Genomic DNA, 16,661 nt, shown 5'->3' on the forward strand with positions numbered 1-16,661 from the left:
AATTATAAAATAAATAAAAGGAAGAAACAATGTTATCGTGGTCATTAACTTTTTTAGTTGTTGCAATAATTGCAGGAGTTTTAGGATTTACAGGTATAGCAGGTGCAGCTGCAAGTATTGCTCAAACAATATTTTACATATTTTTAATACTGCTTGTTGTCTCAGCAGTTGTAAATGCATTGAAAGGTAAAACTCCTTAATTTAGTTCTATACTAAATTTAACATAACTGAAATTTTTAAATTTGTATTTTTAGGTTATATAATTATAATCTTATTTTATTATAGTGGAAAAATATTATAAATTATGATTTTATATGGAGAAAAATATGAATAATAAAAAAATACCCTTATCTGTATTAGATTTGATACCAATAGGTGAGGGCTTTACTATATCACAAGCTATTGAAAACAGTACAAAACTAGCTCAAAGTGTTGAGGATTTTGGATTTACTCGTTATTGGGTGGCTGAACATCACAATTTCCCTGGAATCGCTAGTGCTGCTACTTCTGTAATACTAAGTTATATTGGTTCAAAAACTCAAAAGATAAGAATAGGTTCTGGTGGAATCATGCTTCCAAATCACGCACCTTTGGTCATCGCAGAGCAATTTGGCACTTTGGAATCTTTATATCCAAATAGGGTAGATTTGGGTTTAGGAAGAGCTCCTGGTACTGATAGACAGACAATGATGGCACTAAGACGAGATATCAATGATGACGACTTTCCTATGATGCTTAAATATTTACAATACTATTTATCAAATGAAGCAGGTAAAAAAGGAATAAAAGCAATACCCGGATTTGGATTGGATATTCCTATTTGGTTACTTGGTTCTAGCACCTTTAGTGCACAATTAGCTGCTCAAAAAGGTTTGCCTTTTGTTTTTGCTTCACACTTTGCACCTGATTTGATGGATGAGGCTATACGAATATATCATGAGAACTTTAGACCATCTTCACAATTAGAAGAGCCCTATGTAATAGTTTGTATCAATATAGTTTGTGCCAATACAAATGAAGAAGCACAATATTTAGCTACAACAGAACTTCAAAAGTTTCTTTATCTTCAAAGGGGTGACCAAGGACTATTACCAAAACCAACAGAAGATATGAATAGCCTATGGGAACAGTGGGAAGAAAGAGGTATAAGACATAAAACAAGAGAATCTATCTGGGGGACACCAGAAGTTGTAAAAGAAAGACTTGAACGACTGATTCAAAGAACAAGTGCAAATGAAATCATGATAAACTCAATGATACATGATCCAGATAAAAGAATAAAATCTTATGAACTCATTTCAAAAGTTTGGTTATAAAAACCTTTTCCTATAAAACAAGCTCGTATTTTCACGAGCTTGTCAAATAATCAAGAAATAAATCTAATATTACGATTATCTTTTTATATCTACAAAAAAAGCACCTCTTAAATCATCTAATTTATAATCAATTGCTTTATCCTTTGGATATTTAGCTTTTATTATTGAATAAGCTTTTTTATTTCTATTTTCGATAGTTCCATGACAGGCTAAACATTTATTTTCTATATAAAGTGGTTTATAAACTTGATAATGGTTTTCTTCTATTTTTTTAACTACCATTTTAGGCTTAATGCCTTTTTTTATGCCATATCTAATCTCATTTAATACTTTTATTTGAGCTTCTGTTGCTTGGTTATTTGGATTTCTTGGTTTATCAGTTACTCTTTTTATAGAAATACCTTGAGGAAGATTTGCCGCACTATTTTTCATAAGGTTCGTTGCCTCTTCTGAACAAAAAGTTGCAGCTTGAACAACTCCTCCACTTTTAATTTCACTACCCAAGTGCTTTTTTAATGTACCACTCACTTGTTTTATTGCATTTATTGCCTCATTTTTAGCTTCTTTTTCGCTTAATGTTTTGTTTGCAAATGCATAACTTGTTATTAATATAGAACAAATAAGTACTACATTTTTTATATTTTTCATCACCATTTTTTCTCCTTAATTATAATTAAATCTTATAAGTATAAGATAATAATTATAAGATTTACATAAAACATTTTTTTTAAGATAAGCCACATATTGGTACTTATGGAATATAATTTTATTTTATAAAAAATAATCTATAGTTTATTAATATTGAAAAATACTAAAAAATGATATTTAAATATTTTTTTATAATAGAAGCTATTTTTAAAATAAAGAATAAAAATCATAAGGTTGTACTTTTTATTTGACTGATAATTTTAATTACTATAAAATCTATCTTTGCCACTACTTTGCCACAAAAAATCGGTAAATTAGTTGCATTATTAAAATACAAAGGGTTAAAAATATGTTAAAAGGAATTATCACCTTATTGATATTTCAATTTATAGGTGAGTGTATAAGTAAACTATTTTCACTGCTTGTTCCGGGAGCTGTGATAGGAATGATTTTGTTGTTGGTATTTTTAATTATTAGAAAGAAAAGTTTTCATAGTTTGGATACAACTGTGTCATTTTTTCTTAAATACTTACCACTTCTTTTTATTCCTGCTGCAATGGGAATTATTACTCAAGTTGACACTATATCAAAAGAGTTTCTTGCTATTAGTATCTCTTTGTTTATTGGAACCGTCTTATCTTTAGCTATAAGTGCGAAGCTTTTAGATTATTTTGCAAATAAAGAAAGTGTTAAAAATGAATTTTGAATCATTATTACAATATATACAAACTACACCTTTGACTTGGTTGATAGTTACTCTTAGTTCTTTTAAACTTGGAATTATTATTTATAATAAGTCCAATAAAAATACACTTTTGCAACCTATCATCGTAGCTTATATTATTATTCTTACCCTTGTATATATTACAAATACTTCTTATGAAGAGTATTTCAAAGGTGTAGAAATTATTCATTTCTTTTTAGGTGCGGCTACTGTGGCTTTGGCACTGCCTTTATATAAAAATCTAGTCTATATCAAGTCTTTATTTTTTCCTATATTTATAACTTTATTTATTGGAAGTTTTTCTACTGTAATTATTACGATAACTATATTGTGGCTTTTTGATACGAATATACTTACAATCTTATCTATGACTACCAAATCTATAACAGCGCCAATTGCAATTATCACATCAAAAGAGATTGGGGCAATCCCATCTTTGGCAATAGGTTTTGTGATTATCACGGGTATTATTGGAGCAGTATTTGGTACAACTATTTTCAAAATCATTAATATAAAAAATGACACTTCTCAAGGCTTTGCACTTGGATTGATTTCCCATGGAATAGGTACAGCAAAAGCTGTGGAGATATCAGAAAAAGCAGCTGCCTTTTCTGCACTTGCTATGGGATTAAATGGGATATTTACGGCTATTCTTTTACCGATTATTTTGAGTTTTTTTAAATAAGAAGAGAAAAGACCTCTTCTTATTTACTTAACTCTACTTCATTTAGATACTCTTTAAATGAAGATTTATTTAAATTATCAGTTTTATATGAAGTAATTAAATCACCAATAAAACCTACTAAATTATCAGCTGTCACTTTTACACCAGTTTTATGAGCAAATCTACTTCCTTCTACTCCACATACTTGTCCACCAAGAATTACATCATAACCTTCAACTCTATTGTTATTTTCATCTCTTACTTTTGTTCCTACAAAACCTATATCAGAGATTTGAGGGTGAGAACATGAATTTCCACATCCAGATATTGCGATAGTCACATTTTCTTTAAAATCAGGATGATTCTCTTCCAATTGCTTTACTACAACTTTTGAAAATTCTTTTGTTTCTGTGATACCAAATTTACAAAACTCATTACCAGTACATGATTGAAGTCTTGCTCTAAATGGCGTGGGAGCATAAGGATATCCTAGTGCATTTATTTCCTCAGCAACTGTTTTGGCATCTTGTGTTTTTACTCCATATAAAATAAAGTTTTGGGTTGGAGTAAGTGCTATACCTTTTGCACCATATTTTTTACATATATTACTTATACTTTGGAAATCCTCTCCTGCTATTCTTCCTGAGTTTGTTGCAAATCCTATAAATGATTCACCTTCTTGTTTTGCTTTATAAATACCAAAATGGTTTCTATTTTCATGGGGTGTGATTTGTGGTTCTTCAAAACCATCTTGTAGTTTATATCCAAGTCTAGTCTCTATCTCTTCTACAAACTTTTCTAATCCCCAGTCATTTACTAAGTGTCTCACTCTTGCTTTATTTCTATTTTCTCTATTTCCATGGTCCCTGAAAATCTCAGCGCATACTGCTGCTACATCTTTTACTTGTTCTTCTTTTACATATTTGTTTGTTCTATATGCTATTTGCTTTGATTTTGATAATCCACCTGCAATCGTAAAATCAAATAATATATCGCCATCTTCTGTTTTAAATGCTGTAAATGCTACATCTTGAACTTCATGATTTGCAGTATGTCTTCCACAACCTGAGATTCCTAATTTATATTTTCTACCAAAATTAGAAAATCTATCATCATTTTTATCAAAGTATGAGTCAACTTCTTTTACTAAGTGTGATACATCATAAATCTCTTCTGGATCTATTCCTGCTATTGGTGAAGTCATAATTGGCCTTGGTCCATCACCTGATGCCATTCGAGAAGTAAGGCCAACTGAATCTAGTAATTTGAATATCTCAGGTAAATCTTTTATCTCAATATAATGAAATTGAACATTTTGTCTAGTGGTAAAGTCTACTAAGCCTTTTGCATATTTTTGTCCGATTTTTGCTAATACTTCTAGTTGTTCTAAATTTATTTTTGCATCAACTATTTTGATTCTTTTCATGAAGTATTTTTTATCTTCTAAATTCTGTGAATTGATATGAGGATACATTCCATACCATTTTAATAGTCCAATATATTCATTACTTAAAGGAATGCCTTCTTGTGCTTCTTTATATATATCGTCTATAACTCTTAAAGGGTTTCTAGATGCTTTTAATTTCTCTAATGGAGATAACTCTTTTTTTGTCAAAATTTTTCCTTTATATATTAATAGGTACTTAGATTTTATAATATTTGGGTGTCAATTAAGTGGTATGAAAACTTTGAAGGGAGTTTATAATCTTTTCTTTTAGACACAGCTTTTAATAATAATATTTGATAAATAAAGCTATTATTAATCATAAAAAAGTTTTATATAAAAATATTTTATTAGTAGGTTTTATTTGAAAATAATACATTTTAGTGATACGCACTTAGGATACAACGACTTAGACATATTAAATGAAGAAAATATCAACCAAAGGGAAGCGGACTTTTATAATGCTTTTTCTCAAATAGTTGATGACATAGAAAAAATCAAACCAGATTTTATAATACACACAGGAGACCTTTTTCACAGAAGCTCTCCCAGCAATAGAGCTATAACCTTTGCTCTAAAAGAGTTTAAAAGACTTGATAAACTAAATATTCCTATCATCATGATAGCTGGAAACCATTCCACACCTAGGACAAATCTTAGCTCTCCAATTTTAAAGATATTTGAAGAGTTTGAAAATGTACATGTATCATATGAACAAAATTACAAAAAAATAGAGTTTGATGATATAGTTTTTCATACCTTACCACATATGAATGATGAAACAAAAGCAGAAGATGAGATAAACTTATGTGAAAAAAATATCAACCCTGATAAAAGAAATATCATGATGATGCACTGTTCTGTTGGAGCTTGGTATTTGATGCAAGAGTTTGGGGAGTGGGTTTATCCTACAGACAAAGAGTATATTTTTGAAAAGATGGATTATGTAGCACTTGGACATTGGCATGGTTTTGGCTCTGTGGGTAAACATGAAAATGTATATTATAGTGGAAGTAGTGAGCGTACAAGTTTAAATGACAAACGAAACTCAAAAGGCTATGCTCTTGTAAACTTAAGCGATAAATTAGAGGTAGAATACAAAGAGATAAAAATACGACCCATCATATCCAAAACAATAGATTGTGAAAACTACCCAAATGCCCTTGATGATTTAGATACAAGTGATACAAAAGATGCCATCGTAGAAGTAAAACTTCAAAACCTAACAACCATGCAATCAATAGATATACAAAACCAAGAGATAAAAGCACTTTTCCCGCTTGCTATGAGTGTAAGTATAAAAAGAGAGTTCAAAAAAGATACAAATGAGGGTAATACTCTAGATGATATTCAAGCTTTATCTTTAGAGGAGTACTTTTTAGACCATATCAAAGAACAAAGTGAAAATAAAGAGTTTGATAGACTAAAACCAAAAATCCAAGAACTATTTAGCAAGTACGAGGAGGCTTATGATGATACTTTGTAAGCTGAAACTTGAAAACTTCAAACGATACAAAACTTTCGAACTAGATTTTGATGAGGGACTAGTTGGAATCATAGGTAAAAATGGAAGTGGAAAATCTACTATCTTCGAAGCGATACTTTTTGCACTTTATGGGGAGTTTAAAGATAGAGGTTATAAAGATATTGTAAGAAATGCCAATGCCACAGATAAAGATGCTGTAGTAGTAGAACTAAACTTTGAGTTTGACTCAATTGAGTATAAAGTAGTACGAGAATTCAGAGGAAAGGCACTAAGTGCCAATGCCAAACTTTATAAAAATGGTGAACTAATAACAAGTGGTGCCAAAGAAGTAACTACAAGTATCATGAAACTAACAAAGATGAGTAAAGAGGCTTTTTTACATACATTATTTGCCAGCCAAAAAGAGCTTACAAGTCTAAGTAACAGCAAACCAGAAGATAGAAAAAGAATGATAAGAAAGCTTTTAGGCTTAGAAAAAATTGACTACATAGAAAAAGAACTCATAGAAAAGAGTAGAGAACTAAAAAGAAAAATAGCAGCCTTTGCAGAAGTGCTTTTAAGCACAGAAGATATCCAAACAAAAAAAGAGCAAATAAAATCAAATGAAACCATCAAAAAAACTCTAAATGAAGAGCTACAAACCCAAAGTAAACAAATAGATAGCCTAAAACTAAAAGAGCTAGAGATAAAAAAAGAGCTAGAAAGTTTTGCTAAAACAAAAGAGGCAAAACAAAAAGCCTTAAGCGAACTAAATCTTCTAAAAAATAGTATCAACTCAAATATAGAAAACCAAAACAAACTCTCAACCGAGCTAAAAGATCTAGAAGAAAAACAACTCCAATATAAAACCCTAGAGCCTATAAAAAAAGAGTATGAAACCCTACAAACAAGTCTAAAAGAGCAAATACAACTAAAAGAATACAGCCTAAAAAAAGAGGGCTTATTAAAAGAGCAAGTTCAATTAAGAGAGCAATACAAAAAAGCCAAAAATGACATAGCCCTCTTACAAAAAGAGTGCGAAGGTTTTGAATCATTAAAACAAAAAGAACAAGAAAGCAAAACCCAACAAGAGCAAATCAAACAAACCCTAACACAAATACAAGCAAAAGAAAAAGAGCTAAACTCAAATATCTTCGCAGAACAAAGAGTGATAAACGACACCACAGCCAAAATACAACAAATCCAAGCCTTAGGCAAAGACTCCAACTGCCCAACCTGTACAAGACCACTCTTAGAAGAGTATGATAATGTAATAGGCTCGTTAAACTCAACCATAAATGAAATACAAACAAACAAAATCACCAAACTAAATAAAGAGCTACAAGAAGTAGAAACAAACAAAAAATCAATCGAAACCCAAAAAGAGCAAATAGATAAAACTTTAAGTGAATTAAACTCACAACTAGCACTTATAAACAGTAAACAAAAAGATTTACAAAACCTATCAAGCCATCTAAACAAGGTAGAGCAAAAAGGTAAAGAAAACAACGATGAAATAGCCAAATTAGATAAATACAGTTACGATGAAAACAAACACAAAACACTAGAAAATAGTTTCAATGAAATCCAACCAAAATACGAACAAATGAAATCATTAGAAACCATGCTAAAAAGATATGATAGTGTAAAACAAGACCTAGAAAATATAACTAAAAGAATCACAGAGCAAAACAGCACTTACGATACAAAAGAGATAGAGTACAAACAAATAGCCTACGATGAAACAGCCCACACAGCTAAACAAAAAGAGTACGAAGAACACCATCAAACTTATGAATTAAAAGTAAGCCAAGTAAATGAAATCAAAGTTAAAATAGCTCAATGTGAAGGTGAAATAAAAACCATCCAATCAAGCCTAGACAACAACGAAATTCAACTAAAAAAAGTACAAACAAAAAAAGACGACCTAATCGACTACGATAAAATCAAGCTAAGCCTAAGTGAATTTAAAACAAAACTAAACTCAAAAGTAGCCCCAAGAATATCCGACATAGCCTCAAACATGTATGCCCAAATCACAAAAGGCAAATACCAACACATAGAAGTATCAAACGACTTTGACTTTTATATCTACGATGAAGGCAAAAAGTACCCAATAGAGAGATTCTCAGGTGGAGAAATAGACCTAGCAAACCTAGTCCTACGAATAGCCATATCAAAAACCCTAAGTGAACTAAGTGGAAGCTCCCAAATAGGCTTCCTAGCCTTCGACGAGGTATTCGGAAGCCAAGACGAGGCAAGAAGAATGGAGATACTAGAAGCCTTTCATATGATAAAAGAGCAGTATAGGCAGATATTTTTGATATCTCATGAATTAGAGATAAAGGAGATGTTTGAACATGTTGTTGAGTTGTAGGTATGATTTACCATGTGAAAGCACAAAGAAAAGAATTCCATTGCAGATAAAGGTTGAGTCTAAGGGTGATGGGATGAGTATATTAAATTTAAATGATTAGGAAAAGTAAATTATGTTAATTGAAAAAGTTATAGTTAAAGGTTTTAGAAATTTTGAAGAAGCTACAGTAAATTTTAATGGAAATTCATTAATTATAGGTGCGAATGATGTTGGTAAAACAAATTTTATTCATTGTTTACGAATACTATTAGATAAATCAATGTCAGAAAGAGATATTGAGCCACAGGAAACTGACTTTCATATAAAAGATGATGGTACTCAAGTAGACCAATTTTCTATTGAAATTTATTTTAATGAGATAGCAGAGGATGCTGTTTTATCTATATTGAAAGGATATGTTAGTGATGACAATAAGACAGTATTTAAATTTTGTGCTACTAAAAGTGATTTAGAATATAAATTTTACGTTGGCTCATCAATTGATGAGTTGGAAGAAGTAACTAGTAGATTTTATTTAAAGTATATTAACTTGAAATATGTGAAATCTAGAAGAGATTTACAAAAATTTATTGAAATAGAGAAAAAAGAGTTACTTAAATTTTCTAAAAAAGATTGTACTCCTGAAGAATCTACTCAGGATAGTAAACAGACAAAAAGAATATCAAAAAGACTACATCTAATTAATAAGCGTATTGCGGATTTAAATTATATAAAAACTTCAACTCAAACAGTTAATTCAGAATTAGAAAAGTTGTCTCATAACTTTAATGGTTATTCTGTTCATTTAGATACGGGTGCAATAGAAGTTAAACAGTTTATTGATAAATTACAGCTAGTTGCTTCAAATTCTGGTTCTAAAATGCTATTAGGTGGAGATGGACGAAATAATCAAATTTTGATGGCTCTATGGAAAGCTAAAAGTGAGAGAGAATTTGATTCTGAATATGAAGTGATATTTTACTGTGTTGAAGAACCTGAAGCACATCTTCATCCTCATCAACAAAGGAAGTTAGCGGACTATTTAAATAATGAATTAAGTGGTCAAACTATTATTACAAGTCATTCACCACAAATTACTGCAAGATACTCGCCTAATTCTATAATTCATTTAATAAATAATAGTGGTAAGAGTTATGCTGCAAAAAATGGTTGCTCAGATTGTATAAGTGATGCATGGGATGAATTAGGTTATAGAATGAGTATATTACCAGCTGAAGCATTTTTTTCAAAATGTGTATTTTTAGTTGAAGGACCATCTGAAATGTTGTTTTATACAGTTCTTGCAGAGAAATTAGGTATAGATTTAGATTTTTATAATATATCAATATTAGCCGTAGATGGAATATCATTTAAAGTATATACTGAAATTTTAGATGCAATGGAGATAAAATGGGTAATGCGTACAGATAATGATGTTTCTAAAATCACTGTTGGGGGAGTAGAAAAAAGAAATTTAGCTGGGATAAATAGATGTTTAAAACTTGCAAATTTAACAAATGAAAAACATCGTGATATTTCAACAACTCAAGATACAATTATAGATGATGGGACATGGCAAAGAGTGAGCACACTATTTAATCCTAAAGGGATTTATTTATCTAAAAAAGATTTAGAAAATGACTTATCTTTAGAATTACCAACTGAGTTAAAAGAATTTTCTAGTAAAGAAGATTTGAATGAGGCAGTAAAATACTTACAAGAAAAGAAAGCTATAAGAATGAGAAAGTTTTTGGTTTCATATTCTGGTAATTTAGGTTCATTAAATAGTGGAGAATTAGTAAAGCCATTACTTAAGTGTAAAGAGATTGTTGAAAGTTCACAAAATGCCTAGAGATTATGAGTTAACAGAAGAACAGCTAAGTGCTATTAATTCTTCTGAAAACATGGTAATTACTGCTTGTCCAGGAAGTGGAAAAACTACCGTAATAGTAGAAAAGATAAGAAAAGAGTTAAATGAACTTCCTTCTTATCAAGGAGTAATTGGAATTACTTTTACTCAAAAAGCTGCAAAGGAATTAAAGGATAGGTGTAAAAAAGACTCATTTGATATTAAATCTACTTTTTTAGGAACAATAGACCATTTCTGTTTACAAGAAATCATATATCCTTTTATAAGTAGAATATATGGGATAACAAGTAATAAATTAGAATGCAAAAGCTATAGAGATATAGACACAGAATTTAAAGAGGGATTACCTGATTTAAATGAAAATGGAGTAGTTTTAAGGACTAATAATTATAGTGTATTAGAAGAAATATTTATAAATCATTATAATAATGGATTTATTTTACTTGAAGCTGTGGGGATTATTGCAAACAATCTTATTGTGAATTCTGGTTCTTGCCAAAGATATTTAAAAGCTCGGTATAAAACGTTATATATTGATGAATACCAAGACTCTTCTGAGGTACAACATAAATTATTTTTAAATATTTATGAGTTAGGATTAAAAGCTGTTGCCGTAGGAGATATTAATCAATCTATATATGCTTGGAGAGGAAGTAATTCAGAATATATACAAGAGTTAATCTCACGTAGTGATGTATTTGAACACCATATAGTAAATATTAATCATAGATGTCATACATCGATTTCTAATTATGCAAATAGACTACTTGATGAAAGTTGTCAGATAATATATAGTGATGATTTAAAAGTTTATCAGTTTCAAATGGATGGAACACAAGTTGATATAGCTAATGAGTTAAATACATTTATTCCCAGTATTATGGAGGATAATGAAGTTGAAAACTATTCAAATATAGCAATCTTAGTAAAAAATAATAAAAGTTTAGAATATTTAAAAGATAATATTACTCTTCCTTATAAAATTTTTGATGATGATATTTTACTTCTTATAAATACTTCAGTATCAAAATTACTTTATGAACTTTTAGTCTATAGATTAAATGAAAATGTATTAATTAATGATGTTCTTGAAACCTTAAAAGGTTATGATTTTAGTAATAAAACTTCATTGAAAAAAGATAGAGAAAAAATACAAAAAATTAGAACTTGTTCTGACAGAAGATTAAAAACTAAACTAATTAGTTTAGTTTCTCAATTATTGAATGAAACTCCAACTGATAGAGAAATAGAGATTCTAGATAAAATTTTATCATCTGAAGAATTATTAAATAAATATAATTTCCAAGAAGATAATGAACTTCAAATTATGACATTACATAAGTCAAAGGGTTTAGAATTTGAAGTTGTGATTCATTTAGATTTATATGAATGGATATTGCCTTATAGAAACTTTACAGGAGACTGGAATGATCCACCTGATTATCCTAATTATAGGCAAGATTTAAATTTACATTATGTAGGTGTAACAAGAGCTAAAAATGCTTGTTACTTAATTTACAGTAATAGAAGGTTAAATTCAAATGATGAAAATAGACAAGGGCAACCATCATTCTTTTTACAAAAAGAAGGATTAGATGGTTTATTTAATGATTTAAATGCATTATAAGGATAAATAAGATGAGTTTTGAAGAAAATTTTAAAGTAGTTAAAGAAGATTTTGATAAATATGTAAAAATTGAATTAGAAAAAATTTTGGGACAAAAGACAAGAATTTTTAGTATCGAAGATGATGATTCAAGTTCAGAAATATCAAAAATTCTCGATACTAAATCTGGAAGTGATTTACTAATTGAATTTAGTGATGAAAAATGTACATATCTTGCAGGTAATAGAATAATCTACAAAGATGTTACAAATTTTAAATATGATATACAAGTAACATTTAGAAATTCAATTAATGGTATAACAACAAGTACTGAACTAGATAAGTTAAAAACATTTTATGATTGTATAATTAATAATATTCCTGTTGTCATGCCAAGGTTTTTATGTTATGCAAAAATACTTGAAATTGATAATAAAAAAATCTTAGAAGAAATAATTGTTCTTGAAACTATCCCTACAATAGAATTCATTTTTTCTAATTCTAAATTGAATATATGTAAATTGAGGGAACAATTTAAAAGTAAAGTAGAAGTATTACATGATACTTATAATCTTACTGGTATAAGAACAAAAAATGATGCTACTTTTTTATTTATTCATAAAAAATTTTTGAAAGAGCATAACCTTATATATGCAGAAAAATATTTTGAAAATACTATGAAAGAGTATTATTACTCTGTTAATAATGAATTGATAGATAAGTCAATAGAAGATAACAAATTATCAAAAAAAACAAAAAAACTCATATTAAATCTTGAACAAAAATATGATTATAATTCGAAAGAATATTATATTGAATTTGTAGAGAGAATTTCATTTGATAATATCTATACTTTAACAGTAAAAAGTGATATGAGTGATGAATTATTTAATGAGATTAAAGAAATAGTTTTTTCTTCAATAGGAGATTTAGAAGTTCTAATAAATGAAAAGAAATTTCATGCTTTCTAAATCCCTCTACACAAAAGGCATCCAATGTCCCAAAGCACTTTGGCTTAAAAAATATAAGCCAAGTGTTTTAACACCACCAGATGAGCAAGCCCAAGCTATATTTGAAACTGGAAATATAGTAGGAAATTTAGCTTACCAGCTTTTCCCTAGAGGTAGGGAAGTGCCATACACTACAAATTATGATGAGATGATAAACATTACAAAAGAATGGATAGAAGAGGGGTCAGAAGATGAGACTTATAGACTACTGTTAACTTGATATTTTGATGATGGTTAAAATATTAAATAAATTAAAGGAGATACAATGGCAGGAGCATACGCACATTTGACAATAGTAAATAAGGCATTTACTGAAAGTGAATTAGAAGAATTAGGTCTTAGTAATGATGCGCTTATTTCATTGGCAGATTATTCAACTTTTATAGAACTAGGTTCAGTTAGTCCAGATTATCCATATCTAGCAATTACAGAAAGACATAAAAAATGGGCAGATTTAATGCATTTAGCAATGAAAACAAAATCTTTTATTTTAAAAGGTATTGAAGAAGTTAAGGCAATTGCTGATGAAGAAGACAGAAGAAGAGCTTTTGCATGGCTTTGTGGACTTGCAGGGCATATTGTTACTGATGTAGTTATTCATCCTGTTGTTGAGTTAAAAGTTGGACCATATGAAGGACATGAATCAGCTCATAGAAACTGTGAAATGCACCAAGATGTATATATTTATAAAAAGATTACAGGTTATGGGGAGATTTCAGAAACAGAACAATTATTTTTGTTTGGCAAAGAGTGTAGTAACAATGGTAATACAAGTGAGTTAAATAAAATAGTTTCTTTAGTATGGGGAAAGATGTTAGAAGAATTAAATAGTGAAGAGTACTTAACCAATAAACCTGATTTTGATACTTGGCATAGTAGATTTCATGTCTTAGTTTCAACAATAGAAGAAACTCAAAATTTTCCTACTATTTCAAGACATGTAATAGGATTAGATGGAGGAATTATATATCCAAAGTATGAAGAAGTAAATAAAGAAGAGTATATTGAAAATTTAAAAGTACCCGGTAATACAACTATGCATTATGATGATATTTTTGATAAAGCAGTATCTCAAGTGCAACAAACTTGGAAGGTTTTAGATGAAGCAGTATATGGTAATGGAATTTCTCACTTAGAGTATTTTGCAGATTGGAACTTAGATAATGGTAGAACATCATCTGGTGAACTAGAGTATTGGGCATAAGGAGAAATGAAATGAAAAAAATATTGCTAAAAAGTTTATTAATTGTTTTTGTAGTTAATTTAATTATTGGATGTTCTTTAAAAAGTGATGATTTAATCGAATTAAAACCAAATCTAAATAAACTTACAAAAAGAGCTAATAGTGCTATTAAAAGAAGAGGTATTGCAGTAGAAGATGTAAAAGAATATTTAAATACGAATTCTCCTATTTTAATGGAAAATTTTAAAGATTATGATTTAAAGATAAAGTATGATAATAAAGTTACTGTAGTTCTTGTATGCAAAGATAACAAAGCTATTTATGAAGATTTATCTTGTGATTTAAAAATTGATGAAGATTATACAAAAGAAGATAAAAAGTGTAGTTTTTATATTAAAAATCCTATTTGTAATAATTAAAAATTATTTGATTTCTAAATGAAGAGTTCGAGGCTAATGTATTTTAATCCAGACTTTGTTGAAGCTGAGAACTTTGCTTTTTAAAGTGGAAAGAGCCGAAACTGTTTGACGAGAGAAAAGTGATAAATTCACTTTTTCTAGGAGTTTTACAGGCTAGCTTTAAAAAGTGAAGTGGGAGGGAACTTTAACTTCAACAACTTGTCTGGTTGCTTCTTTGTCTCTTTCTTACAACTAAGAAAGAAAAAGGCGAAGAGATTTATCTCTTCAAGAGAGCAACTATTCTTTAAACTATCTAATAATAAAAAAATTACAAAATGTAATAAAATCTAAATCAATCAAAAAAACTTAATATAATCATAAATATTATTAAAAAGGCTTATGATGATTATATTGACAAAAGTTAACATATATGTTAACATAAAACAATGAAAGAGATAATATTCTATAAAACCAAATCAGGCAAATGCCCGATTGAGGATTTTTTGGATTCATTATCTAACAAAGAGGTTATGAAAATAACTTGGGTCTTACAGCTTATCGAAGAATCGGATAGTATCTCTACTAAATTTTATAAAAAACTTGTAAATACAGATGATATTATTGAAGTTAGAGTTCAGTATTCAAATAATAACTTTAGATTTTTAGGGTTTGAAAATAAAGGCTGTTTAGTTATTTTGACAAATGCTTTTAGAAAAAAAGACCAAAAAACTTCTAAAAAAGAGATTGCTTTAGCCCATAAGAGAAAAAAGGAGTATTTAGAAGATGAGTGATTTACAAAAATATATAGAAAAAAGAAAAAACTTAGATAAAAATTTTGCCGAAAATTTTGATAAGGGTTATGAAGAGTTTAAAATAGGAGAAATATTAAAACAAGCAAGGGTTGATACTGGAATGACTCAAGAAGATGTTGCATTAAAACTTCATACAAAAAAATCAGCAATATCAAGAATAGAAAACCATGCCCAAGATATAAAATTATCCACTTTGCAAAACTTTGCAAATATACTTGGAAAAGAATTAAAGATACAAATAGTTTAAAAAAACTTGAAAACTTGGGCTCAGGAGATAACGATAACACACTTGCTTAAGATTGAATTTCCAATTATAATTTTATAGATAAAGTTTGCGACTAGAGTATTTTAGTCCAGACTTTGTTGAAGCCGAGCACTTTGCTTTTTAAAGCGGAAAAAGCCGAAACTGTTTGACGAGAGAAAAGTGATAAACTCACTTTTTCGAGGAGTTTTATCTGTAAACAGAATTATCATGCAGGCTAGCTTTAAAAAGTAAAGTGGGAGGGAACTTTAGCTTCAACAATTCGTCTGGTTGCTTTTTGTCTTACTTTTTACAACTAAAAAGTGAGAAAGCGGAGAACTTTGTTCTTCAAGAGTTTTGCATACAGTTAAAACTATTTATAAAATATTATATTTCAAATAAGTTTTTACTGTACATCTTTACTTATTTCGACTTTCTTTTATGATGTTAATCCTGCTTGCAGGCAAAAAGAAAGTAGCAAAGAAATCACCCACAACATTTCGAAGGTGAAACTTCCCTCGCTTATTATTTATAGTTTCTGTTTTGTAAAACTCACACAAAAATATGCTCCCAGCATATTTCTTATGCTCAGACAGTTACAAAACTTTCCCGAAACAATAAATAAACACTCAGCTTCTCAAAGGACATTTGCATTTTTTGATACCATTTTATTTGAATTGATGTAATCCTCAAATATTATTTTGTAACTTAAAGTTAGGTATCGCATTTTGTGATACCTTTAAAAAGTGAAGTGGGAGGGAACTTTAGCTTTAACAACTTGTCTGGTTGCTTCTTTGTTTCTTTCTTACAACTAAGAAAGAAAAAGGCGAAGAGATTTATCTCTTCAAGAGAGCAAGTATTCTTTAAACTATCTAGTAATAAAAAAATTACAAAATGTAATAAAATCTAAATTGATCAAAAAAA

Annotated in this window: 16 protein-coding genes; 14 read left to right on the top strand and 2 right to left on the bottom strand. The window is 29.1% G+C overall.

Annotated elements, in window-relative coordinates; translation table 11 throughout:
• Nucleotides 1-29 precede the first annotated feature (29 nt).
• Both ACNI3D_RS07990 and ACNI3D_RS07995 read left to right on the top strand, forming a co-directional pair.
• Nucleotides 30-200, top strand: a complete 171-nt coding sequence (locus ACNI3D_RS07990) for a DUF1328 domain-containing protein (protein ID WP_129101337.1) — start codon at nucleotides 30-32, stop codon at nucleotides 198-200.
• A gap of 126 nt (nucleotides 201-326) precedes the next feature.
• Nucleotides 327-1,316: an LLM class flavin-dependent oxidoreductase gene (locus tag ACNI3D_RS07995; protein ID WP_419768910.1), complete on the top strand. Its 990-nt coding sequence runs from the start codon at nucleotides 327-329 to the stop codon at nucleotides 1,314-1,316.
• A 75-nt stretch (nucleotides 1,317-1,391) separates the two neighbouring features.
• Here the strand turns inward: ACNI3D_RS07995 and ACNI3D_RS08000 are convergent, their stop codons facing one another.
• Entirely contained in the window at nucleotides 1,392-1,964 is a 573-nt protein-coding gene (locus ACNI3D_RS08000; protein WP_419768911.1) for a Tll0287-like domain-containing protein, read from the bottom strand.
• A 349-nt stretch (nucleotides 1,965-2,313) separates the two neighbouring features.
• Between ACNI3D_RS08000 and ACNI3D_RS08005 the strand changes: the two genes are divergently transcribed.
• Nucleotides 2,314-2,670, top strand: a complete 357-nt coding sequence (locus ACNI3D_RS08005) for a CidA/LrgA family protein (protein ID WP_013135323.1) — start codon at nucleotides 2,314-2,316, stop codon at nucleotides 2,668-2,670.
• A complete protein-coding gene (locus ACNI3D_RS08010) occupies nucleotides 2,660-3,373 on the top strand; it encodes an LrgB family protein (protein WP_419768912.1) in 714 nt (237 codons plus the stop codon). Before ACNI3D_RS08005 ends, ACNI3D_RS08010 begins: the two co-directional genes overlap by 11 nt.
• 19 nt (nucleotides 3,374-3,392) lie before the next feature.
• On the opposite strand, the gene ACNI3D_RS08015 is transcribed toward ACNI3D_RS08010, so the two are convergent.
• On the bottom strand, nucleotides 3,393-4,967 hold the full coding sequence (locus ACNI3D_RS08015) for a nitrite/sulfite reductase (RefSeq protein WP_419768913.1): 1,575 nt from the start codon (nucleotides 4,965-4,967) through the stop codon (nucleotides 3,393-3,395).
• Between the two features lie 193 nt (nucleotides 4,968-5,160).
• Here ACNI3D_RS08015 and ACNI3D_RS08020 point away from each other — a divergent pair, with 193 nt between their 5' ends.
• From ACNI3D_RS08020 to ACNI3D_RS08065, 10 genes are all read left to right on the top strand, one after another.
• Entirely contained in the window at nucleotides 5,161-6,282 is a 1,122-nt protein-coding gene (locus tag ACNI3D_RS08020; protein WP_419768914.1) for a metallophosphoesterase family protein, read from the top strand.
• Nucleotides 6,266-8,638: an AAA family ATPase gene (locus ACNI3D_RS08025; RefSeq protein WP_419768915.1), complete on the top strand. Its 2,373-nt coding sequence runs from the start codon at nucleotides 6,266-6,268 to the stop codon at nucleotides 8,636-8,638. Before ACNI3D_RS08020 ends, ACNI3D_RS08025 begins: the two co-directional genes overlap by 17 nt.
• Nucleotides 8,639-8,750: 112 nt before the next feature.
• Nucleotides 8,751-10,469 (top strand): ATP-dependent nuclease, encoded by a 1,719-nt coding sequence (locus ACNI3D_RS08030; RefSeq protein WP_419768916.1) that lies wholly within the window; start codon nucleotides 8,751-8,753, stop codon nucleotides 10,467-10,469.
• Complete coding sequence (locus ACNI3D_RS08035; RefSeq protein WP_419768917.1) at nucleotides 10,447-12,114, top strand: UvrD-helicase domain-containing protein; 1,668 nt, start codon at nucleotides 10,447-10,449, stop codon at nucleotides 12,112-12,114. The genes ACNI3D_RS08030 and ACNI3D_RS08035 overlap by 23 nt, the downstream gene beginning before the upstream one ends.
• Nucleotides 12,115-12,125: 11 nt before the next feature.
• Complete coding sequence (locus ACNI3D_RS08040) at nucleotides 12,126-13,064, top strand: hypothetical protein (protein ID WP_419768918.1); 939 nt, start codon at nucleotides 12,126-12,128, stop codon at nucleotides 13,062-13,064.
• Nucleotides 13,039-13,323, top strand: coding sequence for a hypothetical protein (locus tag ACNI3D_RS08045; protein ID WP_419768919.1), 285 nt, complete (start codon nucleotides 13,039-13,041; stop codon nucleotides 13,321-13,323). Before ACNI3D_RS08040 ends, ACNI3D_RS08045 begins: the two co-directional genes overlap by 26 nt.
• Before the next feature lie 45 nt (nucleotides 13,324-13,368).
• Nucleotides 13,369-14,307 carry a zinc dependent phospholipase C family protein gene (locus ACNI3D_RS08050; RefSeq protein ID WP_419768920.1) on the top strand — a complete coding sequence of 313 codons (939 nt, stop codon included), beginning with the start codon at nucleotides 13,369-13,371 and terminating at the stop codon, nucleotides 14,305-14,307.
• Nucleotides 14,308-14,318: 11 nt separating this feature from the next.
• Entirely contained in the window at nucleotides 14,319-14,705 is a 387-nt protein-coding gene (locus tag ACNI3D_RS08055) for a hypothetical protein (RefSeq protein WP_419768921.1), read from the top strand.
• 425 nt (nucleotides 14,706-15,130) lie between these two features.
• Nucleotides 15,131-15,475: a type II toxin-antitoxin system RelE/ParE family toxin gene (locus ACNI3D_RS08060; RefSeq protein ID WP_041660153.1), complete on the top strand. Its 345-nt coding sequence runs from the start codon at nucleotides 15,131-15,133 to the stop codon at nucleotides 15,473-15,475.
• Nucleotides 15,468-15,743, top strand: coding sequence for a helix-turn-helix domain-containing protein (locus ACNI3D_RS08065; protein ID WP_013135334.1), 276 nt, complete (start codon nucleotides 15,468-15,470; stop codon nucleotides 15,741-15,743). The genes ACNI3D_RS08060 and ACNI3D_RS08065 overlap by 8 nt, the downstream gene beginning before the upstream one ends.
• Nucleotides 15,744-16,661 lie beyond the last annotated feature (918 nt).

The organism is Arcobacter siniprincipis (SeqCode) (assembly GCF_048571125.1).
Taxonomy (GTDB): domain Bacteria; phylum Campylobacterota; class Campylobacteria; order Campylobacterales; family Arcobacteraceae; genus Arcobacter; species Arcobacter siniprincipis.